This is a genomic window from Pseudomonas sp. (assembly GCF_028293835.1).
In the GTDB taxonomy this organism is placed as follows: Bacteria; Pseudomonadota; Gammaproteobacteria; order Pseudomonadales; family Pseudomonadaceae; genus Aquipseudomonas.
Window position 1 is genome coordinate 1 of the sequence record NZ_JAQGNX010000073.1, and the last position, 16,163, is coordinate 16,163.

The 16,163-nt window shown below is 56.0% G+C and carries 14 protein-coding genes and 1 pseudogene; 8 read left to right on the forward strand and 7 right to left on the reverse strand.

From position 1 onward, the window contains the following. A pseudogene (locus tag JWR17_RS08485) lies at positions 1-203 on the forward strand (D-hexose-6-phosphate mutarotase); the annotation flags it as partial. Between the two features lie 229 nt (positions 204-432). Here the strand turns inward: JWR17_RS08485 and JWR17_RS08490 are convergent. Beyond that, positions 433-1,302 carry a MurR/RpiR family transcriptional regulator gene (locus tag JWR17_RS08490; protein WP_299830235.1) on the reverse strand — a complete coding sequence of 290 codons (870 nt, stop codon included), beginning with the start codon at positions 1,300-1,302 and terminating at the stop codon, positions 433-435. 208 nt (positions 1,303-1,510) lie between these two features. On the opposite strand from JWR17_RS08490, the gene zwf reads away from it, so the two are divergent. From zwf to JWR17_RS08505, 3 genes are read left to right on the forward strand one after another with little or no spacing between them, the layout of a single operon-like run. Next, positions 1,511-2,980 carry a glucose-6-phosphate dehydrogenase gene (zwf, locus tag JWR17_RS08495; protein WP_299830237.1) on the forward strand — a complete coding sequence of 490 codons (1,470 nt, stop codon included), beginning with the start codon at positions 1,511-1,513 and terminating at the stop codon, positions 2,978-2,980. After that, positions 2,967-3,680 (forward strand): 6-phosphogluconolactonase, encoded by a 714-nt coding sequence (pgl, locus tag JWR17_RS08500; RefSeq protein WP_299830239.1) that lies wholly within the window; start codon positions 2,967-2,969, stop codon positions 3,678-3,680. Before zwf ends, pgl begins: the two co-directional genes overlap by 14 nt. A gap of 17 nt (positions 3,681-3,697) precedes the next feature. Next, positions 3,698-4,372, forward strand: a complete 675-nt coding sequence (locus JWR17_RS08505) for a bifunctional 4-hydroxy-2-oxoglutarate aldolase/2-dehydro-3-deoxy-phosphogluconate aldolase (protein ID WP_299830241.1) — start codon at positions 3,698-3,700, stop codon at positions 4,370-4,372. 138 nt (positions 4,373-4,510) lie between these two features. Here the strand turns inward: JWR17_RS08505 and JWR17_RS08510 are convergent, their stop codons facing one another. After that, positions 4,511-4,741, reverse strand: a complete 231-nt coding sequence (locus JWR17_RS08510; RefSeq protein ID WP_299830243.1) for a DUF3820 family protein — start codon at positions 4,739-4,741, stop codon at positions 4,511-4,513. A gap of 218 nt (positions 4,742-4,959) precedes the next feature. On the opposite strand from JWR17_RS08510, the gene JWR17_RS08515 reads away from it, so the two are divergent. Continuing rightward, entirely contained in the window at positions 4,960-5,430 is a 471-nt protein-coding gene (locus JWR17_RS08515; protein WP_299830244.1) for a PA2169 family four-helix-bundle protein, read from the forward strand. A 54-nt stretch (positions 5,431-5,484) separates the two neighbouring features. Here JWR17_RS08515 and JWR17_RS08520 read toward each other — a convergent pair whose 3' ends face one another. The 5 genes from JWR17_RS08520 to JWR17_RS08540 form a co-directional block, all read right to left on the reverse strand. Further along, positions 5,485-7,026: a sensor domain-containing diguanylate cyclase gene (locus JWR17_RS08520; RefSeq protein ID WP_299830246.1), complete on the reverse strand. Its 1,542-nt coding sequence runs from the start codon at positions 7,024-7,026 to the stop codon at positions 5,485-5,487. A gap of 345 nt (positions 7,027-7,371) precedes the next feature. Further along, positions 7,372-8,736, reverse strand: a complete 1,365-nt coding sequence (locus JWR17_RS08525; protein WP_299830247.1) for a heavy metal sensor histidine kinase — start codon at positions 8,734-8,736, stop codon at positions 7,372-7,374. Continuing rightward, a complete protein-coding gene (locus JWR17_RS08530; RefSeq protein ID WP_299830249.1) occupies positions 8,726-9,403 on the reverse strand; it encodes a heavy metal response regulator transcription factor in 678 nt (225 codons plus the stop codon). Before JWR17_RS08530 ends, JWR17_RS08525 begins: the two co-directional genes overlap by 11 nt. Positions 9,404-9,412: 9 nt before the next feature. Further along, a complete protein-coding gene (locus tag JWR17_RS08535; RefSeq protein ID WP_299830251.1) occupies positions 9,413-12,526 on the reverse strand; it encodes a multidrug efflux RND transporter permease subunit in 3,114 nt (1,037 codons plus the stop codon). After that, complete coding sequence (locus JWR17_RS08540) at positions 12,523-13,680, reverse strand: efflux RND transporter periplasmic adaptor subunit (RefSeq protein WP_299830253.1); 1,158 nt, start codon at positions 13,678-13,680, stop codon at positions 12,523-12,525. Before JWR17_RS08540 ends, JWR17_RS08535 begins: the two co-directional genes overlap by 4 nt. Before the next feature lie 346 nt (positions 13,681-14,026). Here JWR17_RS08540 and JWR17_RS08545 point away from each other — a divergent pair, with 346 nt between their 5' ends. The 3 genes from JWR17_RS08545 to JWR17_RS08555 all read left to right on the forward strand — a co-directional run bounded on the left by JWR17_RS08545 (position 14,027) and on the right by JWR17_RS08555 (position 16,008). Continuing rightward, positions 14,027-14,341: a hypothetical protein gene (locus JWR17_RS08545; protein WP_299830255.1), complete on the forward strand. Its 315-nt coding sequence runs from the start codon at positions 14,027-14,029 to the stop codon at positions 14,339-14,341. A gap of 287 nt (positions 14,342-14,628) precedes the next feature. Then, a complete protein-coding gene (locus JWR17_RS08550; protein WP_299830257.1) occupies positions 14,629-15,210 on the forward strand; it encodes a fimbrial protein in 582 nt (193 codons plus the stop codon). Positions 15,211-15,270: 60 nt separating this feature from the next. Beyond that, on the forward strand, positions 15,271-16,008 hold the full coding sequence (locus JWR17_RS08555) for a molecular chaperone (protein WP_299830258.1): 738 nt from the start codon (positions 15,271-15,273) through the stop codon (positions 16,006-16,008). The last annotated feature ends 155 nt before the right edge of the window (positions 16,009-16,163 follow it).

Below are 16,163 nucleotides of genomic sequence, written 5' to 3' on the forward strand. Positions count from 1 at the left end.
GGCAACGCAGCTTATGCATCGACACCAGCGACAGCACCAACACCGTGGTCTGGCACCCTGGCAGCCGTCCGTTGATGGGCGTGGGTGGTAACGAAGCGCTGGGGTTTGTCTGCGTCGAAGCCGCGTCAGGTGGTTCAAACAGCCTGAGCCTGGCGCCGGGGGAAGAAGCGCACCTGACGTTGCAGGCGTACTTGCTGCATTGAAGGCAGATGGCAGGATTTCTGTAGCAGATTGCGCCCCGTCTTCGACGCCGCGCTGGCAGAGCAAACACAAATCTGTAGGAGTTGCCGAAGGCTGCGATAGGCCGGGTCGCGGGCGACCGGTTTGTCAGCAGTGTCATGAGGGCGACCGGCTCCCGGTCGAATCGCGGCCTTCGGCAGGTCCTACGAGTTATCTTTAAGTCAATGAATTATGCGCGGTTAGGTACGAACCTCAGCTCAATTCATCATCAATCGGATAACGGCTGGCATTCAGGCTTTCTTTGATTTTGCGCAGGTGCGGCTGAAAGTCGACGCCGCGGCGCAAGGTCATGCCGGTCGCCAAGACATCAAGCACGGTAAGTTGGATGATCCGCGAGGTCATGGGCATATAGATGTCGGTGTCTTCGGGTAGCGGGATGTTAAGGCTCAAGGTACTGGCCTTGGCCAGCGGGGAGCCTTCAGCCGTCAGTCCCAGCACGGATGCACCGTTTTCCCGGGCGATACGGGCCACTTCTACCAGTTCACGGGTGCGACCGGTGTAGGAGATGATCACGAACAATTCACCGGTGTGCGCCACGGAGGCGATCATACGTTGCATCAGTACATCGGCGTGGGCGGTGACGGCCAGGTTGAAACGAAAGAATTTATGCTGGGCGTCCATCGCCACCGGGGCTGAGGCACCGAGGCCGAAGAAGTGAATCTGCCGCGCCTGAATCAACAGGTCCACGGCTTTGCTGATCAGGTTCGGGTCCAGTTGCTGCAGGGCGCTGTCCAATGAAGCGATGGCGCTGCCGAAGATCTTCCGCGTGTAAGCCTCGGGGACATCGTCGGCTTCTACTGCACGGCTCACATAGGCAGCACCGCTGGCCAGGCTTTGCGCCATTTGCAGTTTCAATTCGGGATAGCCGCTGACACCAAAGGACCGGCAAAACCGGTTAACTGTGGGTTCGCTGACTTTCGCGGCCTGGGCCAGGGCAGCGATGCTTAAACGCGTCGCTTGTTGCGGATTGAGCAAGATCACCTCGGCGACCTTGCGTTCGGCCTTGTTCAGGTCTTCCAGTCGGCCCTGAATGTGCTCCAGGAGATTGCGCGTGCGGTCCATTTAGTGTCCTTGTTGGTCCGGCGAAGAACAGCCTGTCATCGAGAGTCTTCCAAGTACGGGCAAAGGTGGCCTATCGTACTGATGGGCCTCGCCGATCACCATAGGAATCTGGTTTTAGGCGATATGTTGTGGTTATTACTACATTTGGTCTTGAATAGTGCCTTTAAAAAAGGTATTTGTAGCCTAACTTGATAAAAGAACAAACATTATGCCCCTGATAACGGTTGAACCTTGCACTTTTGCCTTGTTTGGCGCCTTGGGCGACCTGGCATTACGCAAGCTGTTTCCTGCGCTGTATCAACTCGATCAAGCTGGACTGCTGCATGCCGACACGCGCATTTTGGCGCTTGCCCGTGAGCCTGGCGACGAACAGCAGCATTTGGCGAACATCGACAGTCACCTGCGCCGCTTCGTGCCCGCTGCTGAACTGAACGAAACCGTGGTCACCCGTTTCCAGGCGCGTTTGAGCTATTTACACGTCGACTTTCTTAAGGCTGACGATTATGTCGCACTGGCTGAGCGAGTAGGCGACGCCGAGACGATGATCGCGTACTTCGCCACACCTGCCTCGGTGTATGGCGCCATTTGCGAAAATCTGCACTCGGTGAACCTGACCGAACGTACCCGTGCGGTGTTGGAAAAACCCATTGGCCACGACTTGGCATCCTCGCGGACGGTCAACGATGCGGTCGCGCAGTTTTTCCCGGAAAACCGTGTTTACCGGATCGACCACTACCTGGGCAAAGAAACTGTTCAGAACTTGATCGCTTTGCGTTTCGCCAACAGCTTGTTCGAAACCCAGTGGAACCAGAATCATATTTCCCACGTGGAAATCACCGTGGCGGAGCAAGTCGGGATTGAAGGCCGTTGGGGCTATTTCGATCAGGCCGGGCAACTGCGGGACATGATCCAGAACCATTTACTGCAATTGCTTTGCTTGATTGCCATGGACCCGCCGAGCGACCTGTCTGCCGACAGCATTCGTGACGAGAAGGTCAAGGTACTCAAAGCGCTGGTGCCATTTACCCCTGAGCGCCTCGCCACCCAGGTGGTGCGCGGTCAGTACATTGCCGGTTACAGCGAGGGTAAGGCGGTCCCGGGTTATCTCGAAGAAGAAAACTCCAATACCCAGAGCGACACGGAAACCTTTGTTGCCCTGCGCGCTGATATTCGCAACTGGCGCTGGGCTGGCGTGCCGTTCTACCTGCGAACCGGTAAACGAATGCCGCAAAAGTTGTCGCAGATCGTGATCCATTTCAAAGAACCGCCGCACTATATCTTTGCCCCTGAACAACGCATGCAGATCAGCAACAAATTGATCATTCGCTTGCAACCTGATGAAGGCATTTCCTTGCAGGTAATGACCAAGGATCAGGGGTTGGACAAGGGCATGCAGTTGCGCAGCGGTCCTTTGAAACTGGATTTCTCCGACACCTATCGCAGCGCACGGACCCCCGATGCCTACGAGCGATTGTTGCTGGAAATAATGCGCGGCAATCAGAACCTGTTTGTCCGTAAAGATGAAATTGAGTCCGCATGGCAATGGTGCGACCAACTGATCGCTGGCTGGAAAAAGGCGGGCGACGCGCCCAAGCCTTACGCGGCCGGATCGTGGGGGCCGATGAGCTCCATTGCCTTGATTACTCGCGATGGGAGGTCATGGTATGGCGATATATGAATTAGGACTGCCAGCGGGCCTTGTGGCCCGGGAGTTCGATAATCCAACGCAACTGGCCAATGAACTGGCCAGCGCAGTGGCAGAGCAGCTAGTCAATGGGATTGCTGCCAACGGCGTAGCGACCTTGGTGGTGTCAGGTGGAAAGAGCCCGGTGGCATTCTTCCAGAACCTGGCGGCGCGCACCCTGGACTGGTCAAAGGTAGTGATCAGCCTGGCGGACGAACGCTGGGTGCCGGTGGAACACCCGGACAGCAACGCCGGCTTGTTGAAGCGGTATTTGCTGCAAGGCCCGGCCGCGAAAGCGAGGTTTGTGGGCCTGTACAGCGCTGCGGCAAATCTTGAAGAAGCGGCGAAGGTTGCTGATCAGGCGTTGGCCGAATTGCCAGCGATAGATGTCCTGGTATTGGGCATGGGCGATGACGGTCATACCGCCTCGCTGTTCCCTGACAGCCCTAACCTGAGCGAAGCGTTGAACCTTGACAGTCAGCGCCGTTGCTTGCCGATGATGGCGCCGACGGTCCCGCATCAACGCTTGACCCTGACACGTCAGTTATTGGCGTCGGCCCGTCTGCCAATCCTGTCCATTTCCGGGCAGGCCAAACTCGACACGTTGCGCGCGGCGGTAGCTGGCGATGAACTCGCCAAAATGCCAATCCGTGCCTTCCTCAATTCCTCGTTAGAGATTTACTGGTGCCCATGAGCAAAGGATCAGCCGCCATGAAGACAATTGAAAGCAACTTGCCGCTGAACAGCATGGCGAACAAAATTGTGCAAATCGACGAACTCTGCGCTAAAGCGAAGATTTTGCCGGTAATTACCATTGCCCGCGAACAAGACATCCTGCCGTTGGCCGATGCCTTGGCCGCAGGTGGTTTGACCACCCTGGAAGTGACCTTGCGCTCAGCGTTCGGCCTGACCGCGATCCGCATATTGCGTGAGCAACGGCCGGAACTGTGCGTCGGTGCTGGTACTATTCTGGACCGCAAAATGCTCGCCGATGCGGAAGCTGCCGGCGCGCAATTTATTGTCACCCCTGGTTGCACCCACGACCTGCTGTTGGCAGGCACTGAAAGTGAACTGCCGTTGTTGCCGGGCATCAGCAGTGCTTCGGAAATCATGGTGGGTTACGCCTTGGGCTACCGCCGCTTCAAACTGTTCCCGGCAGAGATCAGCGGCGGCGTCGCAGCGATCAAGGCGCTCGGCGGCCCGTTTGTCGATGTACGTTTTTGCCCTACTGGCGGGGTCAGTCCGGCGAACCTGCAAAGTTACATGGCGCTGCCGAATGTGATGTGTGTGGGCGGTTCATGGATGCTCGATAACGCCTGGATCAAAAACGGTGATTGGGCACGTATTCAAGAAGCCAGCGCTGAAGCATTGGCGTTGTTCGACTGAGAAAGGGTTGTTGCAGTTGTTGTGATGGGTTGTTGTGATGGGTTGTTGTGAGGTTGTTGCATGGCTTTTCACGGGGCGCCTTGGTCGGGTGCCCCGTGTTTTTTTGCGCGGCGCAAAAAGCCGCGTGACCAGCGCCGCTCAGGTACGGAACGGGCGTTTAGTCTTACGCAACGGATCCAGCAGTGCGCCCAGGCCGTTGTGGTCAATCTCGTGCATCAGGGCCAATAGCGCACCTAGCTCGCCACTGGGGAAACCCTCCCGGGCAAACCAATTCAGATATTGCCCCGGCAGGTCGGCTATCAATCGGCCCTTGTATTTACCGTAGGGCATTTCCCGGGTCACCAATAGCTCAAGTTTTTCAGGGTTCATGTGTACGCCACTCAAGGGATGCGCCTTCTGCCAGGCGCCAATAACGCTTTATCAATACGTGCATTCTGCATGCAGGCTAAATGACAGTTCTTGCAGAACGAACGAATATCATATTTATATAAATCATAAGCCGCTGAAATAAAACAGGTTTTTTTTAGCTTAAAGCTGGCACGGTCGCTGCTCTCTTCTAGTCATCATCCACCAAAGAGGAATTGGAAATGACTGATATCAATAAAGAAGCCATCTCGTTACTTAACGACTTGATTCAAACCAGCAAAGACGGTGAAAAAGGTTTTCACACCAGTGCTGAAGACATCAAGAACCCCACTGTTAAGGGCTTTTTTATCACCCGTTCGCAAGAGTGTGGCGCGGCTGTTCGCAAGCTTCAAGCGGAAGTCCGGGCACTGGGTGGTGATCCAGAAGATTCTTCCAGCGTAGGTGCTTCAATGCACCGCGCCTGGGTCGACCTGAAGTCGGCTGTTACCGGTAAGAGCGATGAAGCCATTCTCAACGAAGTTGAGCGCGGTGAAGACCATGCATTGAAGGCTTACAAAGAAGCACTGGAAAAAGCGACGGAGAAAAATCTGCCGTCCAACGTTGTTGCCTTGATCCAGGAGCAATTGGCCGGTACGCAACGCAATCACGACCAAGTGAAAGAAATGCGTAATCAGGCTCGTGCTGCTAGCTGATTCGCTCGGTAACGATAGAAAGCGCCAGCCAGTCTGGCGTTTTTTTTGGCTTTTTCACGTCGCCTCGCCAGGCACGGGCAGCGCAGAGAACGTCGCCGATACGCTACATTCAACCCGGTTCCGCCCCTTGCGTTTGGCTTGGTACAGCGCCTTGTCGGCCGCACCAATCAGCCCGCTGAGGGTAGCGCTCGGTTGGCTTAGCTGGGATGCAATGCCGATGCTGACGGTTATGGGCAGGTCATCGCTGGCAAAGCGCGGTAGCGCCTCAATGCCCGCTCTTATGGCTTCGGCAATAACAATCGCGCCGTTGAGGGGTGTTTCAGCCAGCACCACGGAAAACTCTTCGCCACCGTAACGAGCGGCAAGGTCGCCCGGACGCCGAATGCGTTGTTGAATAGCCGTTGCCACGTTACGTAACGCTTCGTCGCCTCCATGGTGGCCATGGCGGTCATTGAATAATTTGAAATGGTCGACATCAATCATCAACAAGGACATCGGTTTGCCCGATCTCAGCCCCCGTGCCCATTCCGCTTTCAACACCTGGTCGAGGCGACGACGATTAGCAAGTCCGGTCAGGCTGTCTGTGGCGGCCAATTCGGCCAACTCATATTCCGCTTTGCGACGCAGGCTTAATTCCCGGCACAGCAGGAATGTCAGCCAGAGGATGCCCAAACAGAGGACTCCAGTGGCGCTGACGACCAACCACGTGTTGCGCAGCCAAATTGCATACACCTCTTCCAGGGACTGGCCAACCACCACAATCAACGGCAGATTCCCGACCGTGGAGAAGGTGTACATCCGCTCTTTGTTGTCGAGTGAGGAAATACTGATAAACGTGCCGTTGCCTTCCTGAAGGAAGCGCTTGAAATTGGGCTTCTGGCTGAAGTCCTCGCCTATCAAGTCCTTGAGTTCGGTGTCAGGTTGCCGCGCAAGAAGAAAACCGTGGGTGCTGATTAGATTGACGTTGCTGTCCCGGCCAATATTCAAGCTTTTAAACAGTTCTTTGAAATAGATCAGGCGCATCGCGCCGGATGCAATGCCCATGAATTCGCCATTGGGGGCAGACATCCGGCGGCTGAAGCTGATGCACCAGTCTCGATAGCCGGTGTGCAATTTAAAGGGGTCGCTGATCAATAAGTCCAGGTCAGGGTTATCCCGATGGGCGCGAAAGTGCGCGCGATCGGAGAGGTTGACCGTCCTGGGTATGACGGACAACGAGTCGGCCAGGATGTCACCGTTTTTGTCGATCAGAAGTAATTCGCCCTTATAAGGCGCGGCAGTCGAGCGGTCGAACAGCACCAGTTGTCGCATCTGTGGGGTAAGGTTACGCACCTCGGGCCGTTGCCAAGAGGTGATCATGCCTTGCAAGGAAGTGTCGTAGAGCTCGGTGTTGCGTTGTACGTCAGCATCGATCAACTGAACGATATTGGTCGCTGAACGGGCAGCAAAATCCCTGGCGCTGGCGCGTTCGCGGATCAATAGTGAGGTAACAATCGACACAATAGCGATAACCGCTAATGCGCTCCCGAAAATTAAAATAATTTCCGGCCTCGACCGTTTACCTGATATTTCGTCGATCGGAAAAACTGAGTTCATGGATAAGGTCTGATTGACTTAACAGCAATAATTTTCTAAGTGATTGATTTAAAACCGATTAATAGAGCTAACTAACGTCTTTTGAAAAACAAATAAGCCGGTTCGATAAAGCTGACATTTCGCGGGGTTGAATCAAAGTGCTTTTTGACAATTATTGCAAGTCGGACGTGTCTTGATCTGGTGTGCGATTGCGGATTTCCCGATTGACTTCGGTCCCACTGGGCATCCGAAACCCTCTGTAGGAGCCAACGTGTCGGCGATCAATCGGGCGATGCGGTTTAACGGAAATACCACGTTTGCGCCCTCGCCAAAACGTTGGCTACAGAATGTCGCAGCGCTTTGGGTTCAAAACGGCAGGTTGATGCCAAAGGTGTTCATACCGTGCTCGCTGCGTACAAACACGGTGCCGCCGTGCATCAGGGCAATGGCTTTGACGATGGCCAATCCCAGGCCATGGTTGGCGCCGCTGTTGCTGCGTGAGGCATCGACGCGATAGAAGCGCTCGAACAGCATCGGCAAATGTTCGTCAGGGATTTCGGCACCGGGGTTGGCCACGCCAATGCTGACGTGGTCATCTTCGGTATGAATGTCGACCCGAATCACTTCGCCAGCCGCCGTGTGTTGCACGGCGTTGTGCAGCAAGTTAATCAGTGCCCGGCGCAGGTGAGCTTTTTCAATACGTACACTGGCATCGCCGTCCACCTCGACCCGTACCTGGGCGTCTTCAAGGATGAAGTCCAGATAATCCAACGTCGTAGCCACTTCTTCAGCCATGGATGTCGACGTCAGTTCGGTGGCCTTGCTGCCTTGGTCGGCACTGGCCAGAAACAGCATGTCGTTGACGATCAAACGTAACCGCTCCAACTCCTCAAGGTTTGATTGCAGCACTTCAAAGTAGTGCTCGGCCGAGCGGCCCCGCGTCAACGCAACTTGGGTCTGGCCAATCAAGTTAGTCAGCGGTGATCGAAGTTCATGGGCGACGTCGGCGTTAAACGATTCAAGCCTGGAATAAGCGTGCTCCACCCGGTCCAGGGTAGCGTTGAACGAAGTCACGAACTGATCCAGTTCTGGCGGCAAGGGCGACAACTGCAAGCGCCCGGACAATCGCGGCGGTGCGAGCTTTTGCGCTTCCAGCGATAGGCTCACCAGTGGTTTCAAACCGATTCTCGCCACCCAATAACCGAGTACCGAGGCCAGCGCTATACCTATGGCGGCGAGGCTGATCAGCGCAATCATCAACGAATGTTGGGTATGCCGAAAGGTTTCAGTATCGATGCCGATCAAAAAGCGCAGCGGTGGGCGTTCATCCTTCGCCGGTAACTGGCTGACCAGCACTTTGAAAGGGTATTTATTATCGGCCAGGTTCATGTCGCGCATGCCCAGCGGACCGTTGGCAAACTCGCGAATCACAGCAGGTGGATTACCGAATTCATAACTTGGGCTATCACTGACCACCCAAAACCGAATGCGCTTGTCGTCTTCGCTGAGGAGCTTGAGTTTGGCGGTGATTTTCGCCCAGTGCTCCTGCGTGCCGTAGCGATTCAGGGTCGATTGCAACACGCTGTAGCGCGCATCCACCTCGGCGGCGGGCAGTTGACCCAAGCCTTTGCTGACCTGCCAATACAAAGCCCAACCGATCAGCAAAAACACCAGCAGGGCGACCAGGGCAAACATGCCGCTCAGGCGCAGGGCGATTGAATTAGTTGGCACTGCGGCTCTCCAGCACATACCCCATGCCGCGAATGGTGTGCAGTAGCTTTTGCTCAAAAGGCCCATCGAGCTTGGCGCGCAGGCGTTTGATCGCGACTTCGACAACGTTCGCATCGCTATCGAAATTGATGTCCCAAACCATCTCGGCAATCGAAGTCTTGGACAGAATCTCTCCTTGGCGCCGAGCCAGTACGCTGAGCAGGGAAAACTCTTTGGCGGTCAAATCCAGGCGCATTCCGCCGCGACTGGCCTTACGGCTGATCAGGTCGACCCACAGGTCGGCGATGCTGATCTGCACCGGCTCATGGCCACCGCTGCGCCGGGTCAACGCTTGCAGGCGTGCCACCAGCTCAAGGAAGGAAAACGGCTTGCCCAGATAATCATCGGCCCCTTCGCGCAAGCCGCGAATGCGGTCATCGACGTTTTCCCTCGCGGTAAGCATGATCACCGGCGTTTGCTTGCGGGCACGCAATGCACGCAGCACGCCGTAGCCGTCCAGGCCGGGAAGCATGACGTCGAGGATGATCACCGCGTAGTCACTTTCCAGGCCCAAATGCAGACCTTCAATGCCATCACGCGCCAGGTCCACGGTGTAGCCTTGTTCGGTCAGGCCCCGATGCAGGTAATCGGCGGTCTTTTCTTCATCTTCAATAATCAGCACGCGCATGGGCGACACTCACTTGTCTATGGCCAGAACCGGCGCAGGTTGTGCTGCCGGTTTTGGCTTGCGCCGATGAAACAGCCGTTCCAACTGCAGGTAAATCACGGGTGTGGTAAACAGCGTCAGTGCCTGGCTGACCAGCAGGCCGCCGACCACCGCAATCCCCAGGGGTTGGCGCAACTCCGCACCAACACCGTAGCCGAGCATCAGCGGCAAGGCGCCAAGCAAGGCTGCCAAGGTGGTCATGATGATCGGGCGAAAGCGCGTCAGGCACGCTTCGAAGATGGCGTCTTCTGGACTCAGCCCTCGGTTGCGTTGTGCATCCAGGGCAAAGTCCACCAGGAGGATACCGTTTTTCTTGACGATACCGATCAAAAGCACGATGCCGATCAATGCCATGATCGAGAAATCCTGCCCCATCAACCATAGCAACAGCAGCGCGCCGATACCCGCCGACGGAAGCGTGGAAATAATCGTCAGCGGATGCACGAAGCTCTCGTACAGCACACCCAAAATGATGTACACCGCTACTAGCGCGGCAAGCACCAGCCACGGTTGGTTGGCCAACGAACTTTGAAACGCCTGCGCCGCGCCCTGAAAGTTACCGATGATTGCATCCGGCATGCCGATGTCGGCCTTGGCCTGATTGAGCATGATCACCGCATCGCCCAGCGCTACGCCCGGCCCGAGGTTGAAGGACAAGTTCGCCGCCGGGAACATCCCGTCATGGCTGATGGACAGCGGTCCAACGGTGGGCGCATCGACTTTTGCCAAGGCCGACAACGGCACCATTTCGTTACTGAGTGGTGAGCGCAGGTAGAAATAATTCAAACTCTCGGCCTTACCGCGTTGCTGTGCATCCAGCTCAAGAATTACTTTGTATTGGTTAATGTCGGTTTGAAATTCGTTGATTTGCCGTTGACCAAAGGCATCGTACAGCGCTTGGTCGACATCGCTGGTGGTCAGGCCAAACCGGGCGGCAGCGCTGCGATCAATGCTGATGTGGGTGATGCTGCCGCCCAGTTGCAAATCGTTGGAGAGGTCGCGGAACGCCGGATTCTCCCGCAGCTTTTCAGTCAGGCGTTGGGTCCAGTTATTGAGTAACTGGCCGTCGTTACTCTTAAGCACGTACTGGTATTGCGCGCGGCTGGGTCCGGAGCTGAGGTTGATGTCTTGCCCGGCACGCAAGTACAAGACGATGCCCGGCACCTTGGCCAATTTCGGTCGGAGACGGTCGATAAACTCGCTGACTGAGACGTCGCGGTCGCTGCGGTCTTTCAATGAGATAAAGAAGCGCCCGTTGGCGATGGTCTGGTTGCTACCGGTCACGCCAACCGAATGCGAATAGGCACGGACCGCCGGATCTTCGCCGACGATTTTTGCCAGCGCGATATGCTTTTCGACCATGTCCCGGTAGGAAATATCAGCCGCAGCCTCACTGGTTCCCAACACAAACGCAGTGTCTTGCACCGGAAAGAAGCCTTTGGGGATGAACACATAACCGAGTCCCGCCAGCACCAGGGTCAAGCCAAAAATACTCAGCATCACCCGTTGGTGGGCCAGCGCTTTGCGCAGGCCGCGCTCGTACTGCGCCACTAAGCGTTCGCTGAAACCGGGGTTGGCATGGGGGTCGTGTTTGGGCGCGCGCATGAACAGTGCCGCGAGGGTAGGCGCCAACGTCAGTGAAACCACCACTGATATCAGGATAGTCGCGGTGGCCGTCAGGGCGAACTCTTTGAACAATCGCCCCACCACACCGCCCATGAACAGCAGCGGGATAAAGGCTGCGACTAGGGAGAAACTGATCGACACCACGGTGAAACCAATTTCACCGGAGCCTTTGATCGCCGCTTCGCGCATGCCGTCGCCCGCCTCAAGGTGTCGGTGGATGTTCTCCACCACCACAATGGCATCGTCGACCACAAACCCCACGGCCACCACAATCGCCACTAATGTCAGGTTGTTCAGACTGAAACCGGCGACGTACATCATGGCAAAACTGGCGATCAGCGAGACGCCCAACACCGCGCTGACAATCAGCGTGGCCGACAGCTGACGCAGGAACAGGGCCATGACCGCGACCACCAGCAGCACCGCGATCAACAGGGTGATTTCGACTTCATGCAGGGAAGCGCGAATGGTTTTGGTCCGGTCGATCAGAACTGAAACGTCCACCGACGCCGGCAGCATTTCTTGCAAGCGCGGTAATTCGCGCTGGATGCGGTCCACAGTGTCGACAATGTTCGCGCCTGGCTGACGGAACACCACGACGGTCACGCCTTGTTGATCGCCGGTCCAGGCTCGGACGTAGGCGTTTTCCGAGCCGTTGATCACCCTTGCGACGTCTTTCAAGTGCACCGGCGCGCCGTTTTTATAGGACACGATCAGTTGATCGTAATCCTGAGCCTGGAACAGTTGATCGTTGGAAGAGAGGGTCGACACATTGTCTTTGCCGTAGAGCGCGCCTTTGGCCAGGTTCAAGCTGGTCTGTTGTAGCGATCCGCGGATATCGGCCAGGGTCAACCCCAGGGCGGCGAGTTTTTCCGGTGCCGCTTGAACCCGAATCGCCGGACGTTGCTGACCAGTGATATTGACCAGGCCTACACCATCAATCTGGCTTAGTTGTCGCGCGAGCAAGGTTTCGGTGACGTCACTGAGCTGGCTGGCGGGCATCAGGTTGGAACTGACGCTAAGGATCAGTACCGGGCTGTCGGCGGGATTGACCTTGCGCCATGTGGGCAGGCTCGGCAGGTCGGCGGGCAGTCGGCCTGCTGCCGTGTTGATCGCCGCCTGCACTTCCTGGGCCGCCGTATCGATGCTTTTGTTCAGGGTGAATTGCAGGGTCAGGTTGGTCGAGCCCAATGCACTGCTGGAAATCATCTGGGTGATGCCGGGCACGGCACTGAACTGAACTTCCAGTGGCGTCGCAACTGAAGACGCCATGGTTTCCGGGCTGGCGCCGGGCAGCGATGCAGTGACCTGAATCGTCGGAAACTCAGCTTCAGGCAGCGGCGCTACAGGCAGGCGCGGAAACGCCATCAAACCCAGCAGCACCATGGCAAACGTCAACAGCAGGGTCGCGACCGGATGATCGACACACCACGCGGAAGGGGAGCCCATGCCTTTCATCGTGCGGTCTCCAGCGCAGGGTCCTGATCAGCCGGTTGATTGCCCTGGACGTCAACCCGGGCGCCAGGCTTAAGCCGCGATTGACCATCGCTGACCAGCACATCGCCCGCTTGCGGTCCCTTGATCAACGTCAGGTTGCTGTCCTGATACAACACTTCAACCGGTATCACCTCAACTTTGCCGTCCTTCACGCGGTAAGCGAAATGGTTGTCGATGCCGCGCTGGACCACCTGCGGCGGCACTTTCAGGGCGTCACGGTCAACGGCGGTCTGAATCCGAATAGTGACCAATTGGCCGGGCCACAGCTTCTCGTCAGGGTTTTTGAATTCGGCTTTGGCGCGAATGGTGCCGGTATTGGCGGCCACCTGGTTGTCGATCAAGGTCAATGTCCCTTGGCCGAGCAGCGTGCCGTTTTCTCCGTCGCCGATGTAGGCGTTTACCACCGCTGGGGTGCTGCCGTGGACCAGCTGCTGCAAGGTTGGCAGCATTTGTTGCGGCAAAGAGAACTCAACAGAAACAGGGTCGATCTGGGTGACGGAAAACAAACCGTCGGTGTCGCTTACCCGCAGGAAGTTACCTTCATCTACATTGCGGATACCGACGCGGCCGGTCACCGGCGAACGGATTTGCGTGTAGGAAAGCTGAACTTGAGAAGCATTGATGGACGCCAGATTACCCTGCGCCGTTGCCGAGAGCTGATGCACCAGCGCTTGTGCCTGATCAAACGTCTGCTTGGAAATACTGTTATCGGTGGTCAGCAAGCGGTAGCGTTTCAGGTCAAGTTGCGCCACGTCGAGTTGCGCCTGACTTTGCGCCAATTGCGCTTGGGCCTGAGCCAGCGTCGCACGAATTGAACGGTCGTCAATGGTTGCCAACAGGTCGCCGGTTTTGACTTGTTGGCCTTCCTTGACCAGCAATTTGGTCAGGATTCCATCCACCTGTGGGCGCACGATCACGCTGTGCAGGGACAGCACTGAACCGATCCCGCTGACATAACGCGGCACGTCTTCTTTGACCACGCTGACCACCCGAACCGGAATCGCTGTGGGCGCTGACACCTTGGCCACTGCAGGGCGGGTGAGGAACCAGCCAACGATTACGACGAGCGCAATAACGACAAGGGCGGCGAGGGCGGTTCTGGTTGGTTTACGCATGCTGGAATGTCGCCGGGGCAGGTCAGGAAGGAGGGCGGTCGCAGGCACCCAAAACCGGTGTTGCGATCATCCCGATAAATCAGCTTGTTCCTTATAGCCTGCCGACCGGGTCAGCAAACTGACGGCTAACTGTCAGAATTGTCAGCCAGAGGCTGGAAGTGGCCTGTCTCGGTTTAAGCATCGAACTTTTTTGCCGATACAAAGATAGAAGGGCCGGTACGTTTGTGATCGCAATGATTGAACACGTGTTGAAAGGTTGGTGAAAGGAAGTATAGGAAGGTTCCTACATAAGACCTTTCTCTCCACCTTCTAAGCGCTATTCAAAAAGCCTAAGCGGAGTATTCCGATGACCATTAAAACAGTCGGCTTTATTCTTTTATCCGTAGCGATTCTTACATTCAGCGCTGAGATTCTAGCCAGCGGTGGCACGCTCAAACTCAAGGGGAAGATCAGTAACGGCTCGTGTGATGTACGTGTTTCGAGCGAAGCTGGCAGTTTTCAAAATCCACGCATGATTCAGGTTTCCCCCCGTATTACCCTTGCTTTGGACATCAATAGCTACGCCTGCAAGGGTGACGTCGTGGTTTTCAGGAGCCATTTCGAAGCAGTTGCCGGCGACGATAAACCGGTGGTCGGGGTAGTGACATTGACGTATCAATGAGCAGCACCCCATTGAAAAATAAGTTGCGGTTTGTTGCGACCGACACATTGCAATGTAATAAATCCGAGCTTTGGGCGATGTTTCACCTTGGCTGTTTACCCTGTAAGCCCCGGTTTATGGGCGTATAAACATTTATTAGAATTTTCCTACAGATCAAGACTGCTTTCCTTGTTGCCAAATCCCTATCAATAACAAGGTTATCCTGACATCAAGCAATGGATCGTCTCGTTATAGTTCTGCTCATCCAGTGATGGGTAAACACAAACGAACACAAGGAATGTATCTGTATGAAAAAACTTTCTCTCGCATTGGCGGTTCTGAGCGCTATCGGTCTGGGTGCAACCAGCACGGCCAACGCTGCCAATAACGGCAAGGTGGTATTCAACGGCACGTTGACCAATATTTCTTGCGACGTGGGGCCGGGTGCCGGGGTGGGCGCGGGACCTAACGGCGATATCAACGTAGACCTGGGTAACGTTTCATTTTCTGATATCGGCGTTGCAAGCGATACCAAATTGGAAACCGCGACCCCTGTACAACTGCTGGTCAATTGCAGCGCGGGCGTCGAGCAGTACGACACTGTAAAAATGCGCTTCGTTGCCCGCTCGGGCAGCGGCCTGGATAACAACGATTCGAAACTATTGCGCACAACCGGTGCAGCGGACGGTGTGGGTATTGGCTTGTTGAACGCCCAAAACCAGATCATGGATTTGAGCGGTACCGAAACCATCGATCAGCCGCTGGTGAAGGATGGCGCCGACGGTGCCACTGCAGAGCTGAACTTCGGCGCGGTGTATGTGCTTAACGGCACGCCGACTAACCCAGGTAACGCCGACGGCTTCATGCCATTCGTATTGGACTACGAGTAACAGCATGACGGGGTGAGCTTTGCTCGCCCCGTCGCACTTGGGTTCCAGGCGATTGTCATTATGATCTACACCCCTATTCGATACGTTTGCCTGTTGCTGGCGATGGCCATGGCTGCCAATTCCCAAGCGGGCATCGTGCTTAATACGACGCGCATCATCTATCCCGCCCAGGACAAGGAAGTCAGCTTCGGTGTGCAAAACAACGGTGGCGAAATTCTCTTGCAGTCCTGGCTCGAAGCCACTGCGGAGGAGGCCACCGATTTGCCATTTATCATCACGCCAGCCTTGGCGCGCATGCCAGCCGGTAGCAAACAATTGTTGCGGATCATGTACGCCGGCACCGACATGGCCCAAGACCGAGAGTCGGTATTTTGGCTCAACGTGCAAGAGATTCCCCAGGCCGCTGCCGAAAACGCTTTGCAGATCGCTATTCGCCAGCGCATCAAAGTGTTATTTCGCCCGGTGGGTCTCGACGATGCGCCGGAAAAGGCCCCGGAAGCGCTTCAGTGGCAATTGCAAAACGACATACTGCGGGTGACCAATCCGAGTTCATACCATGTGTCCATGGTCAGGGTCGAAGCCCATGACGGTACTCATTCGTTGATGAAAACAACCAGCCACATGCTGGCTCCAAAACAATCACTGGAATTGAGGTTGAACCGCCCGGCAGGCGATCGGCCCATCACCTTGCGCTTCACCAGCATCAACGACTTTGGTGGTCAGGTGGCTTATCACGCCACGTTGAACGGACGCGAAGCGGCCACTGCGACTGTCGTCAGCAAAACCCACCGGCCCTGACCAGTACCCGATAAACCAACCATCTACCTATCGAACAATCCGAGCTGCGACAGGTGCGCACCCTCGGCCGGTTTGCGCCTGCATGAAACAACCCTGCGGCGCGAAGTACCCCAAGGATTGAGTGATAACAGCACATGGAACGGTACAGGCTTAGC

What these genes read in the sequence shown, in the direction of transcription:
- pgl (WP_299830239.1), top strand. Translation starts at nt 2,967, where the DNA reads ATGGCGATATATGAATTAGGACTGCCAGCGGGCCTTGTGGCCCGGGAG.
- zwf (WP_299830237.1), top strand. Translation starts at nt 1,511, where the DNA reads ATGCCCCTGATAACGGTTGAACCTTGCACTTTTGCCTTGTTTGGCGCC.
- JWR17_RS08540 (WP_299830253.1), bottom strand. Translation starts at nt 13,680, where the DNA reads ATGCGTAAACCAACCAGAACCGCCCTCGCCGCCCTTGTCGTTATTGCG.
- JWR17_RS08530 (WP_299830249.1), bottom strand. Translation starts at nt 9,403, where the DNA reads ATGCGCGTGCTGATTATTGAAGATGAAGAAAAGACCGCCGATTACCTG.
- JWR17_RS08550 (WP_299830257.1), top strand. Translation starts at nt 14,629, where the DNA reads ATGAAAAAACTTTCTCTCGCATTGGCGGTTCTGAGCGCTATCGGTCTG.
- JWR17_RS08555 (WP_299830258.1), top strand. Translation starts at nt 15,271, where the DNA reads ATGATCTACACCCCTATTCGATACGTTTGCCTGTTGCTGGCGATGGCC.
- JWR17_RS08535 (WP_299830251.1), bottom strand. Translation starts at nt 12,526, where the DNA reads ATGAAAGGCATGGGCTCCCCTTCCGCGTGGTGTGTCGATCATCCGGTC.
- JWR17_RS08545 (WP_299830255.1), top strand. Translation starts at nt 14,027, where the DNA reads ATGACCATTAAAACAGTCGGCTTTATTCTTTTATCCGTAGCGATTCTT.
- JWR17_RS08505 (WP_299830241.1), top strand. Translation starts at nt 3,698, where the DNA reads ATGAAGACAATTGAAAGCAACTTGCCGCTGAACAGCATGGCGAACAAA.
- JWR17_RS08490 (WP_299830235.1), bottom strand. Translation starts at nt 1,302, where the DNA reads ATGGACCGCACGCGCAATCTCCTGGAGCACATTCAGGGCCGACTGGAA.
- JWR17_RS08510 (WP_299830243.1), bottom strand. Translation starts at nt 4,741, where the DNA reads ATGAACCCTGAAAAACTTGAGCTATTGGTGACCCGGGAAATGCCCTAC.
- JWR17_RS08515 (WP_299830244.1), top strand. Translation starts at nt 4,960, where the DNA reads ATGACTGATATCAATAAAGAAGCCATCTCGTTACTTAACGACTTGATT.
- JWR17_RS08520 (WP_299830246.1), bottom strand. Translation starts at nt 7,026, where the DNA reads ATGAACTCAGTTTTTCCGATCGACGAAATATCAGGTAAACGGTCGAGG.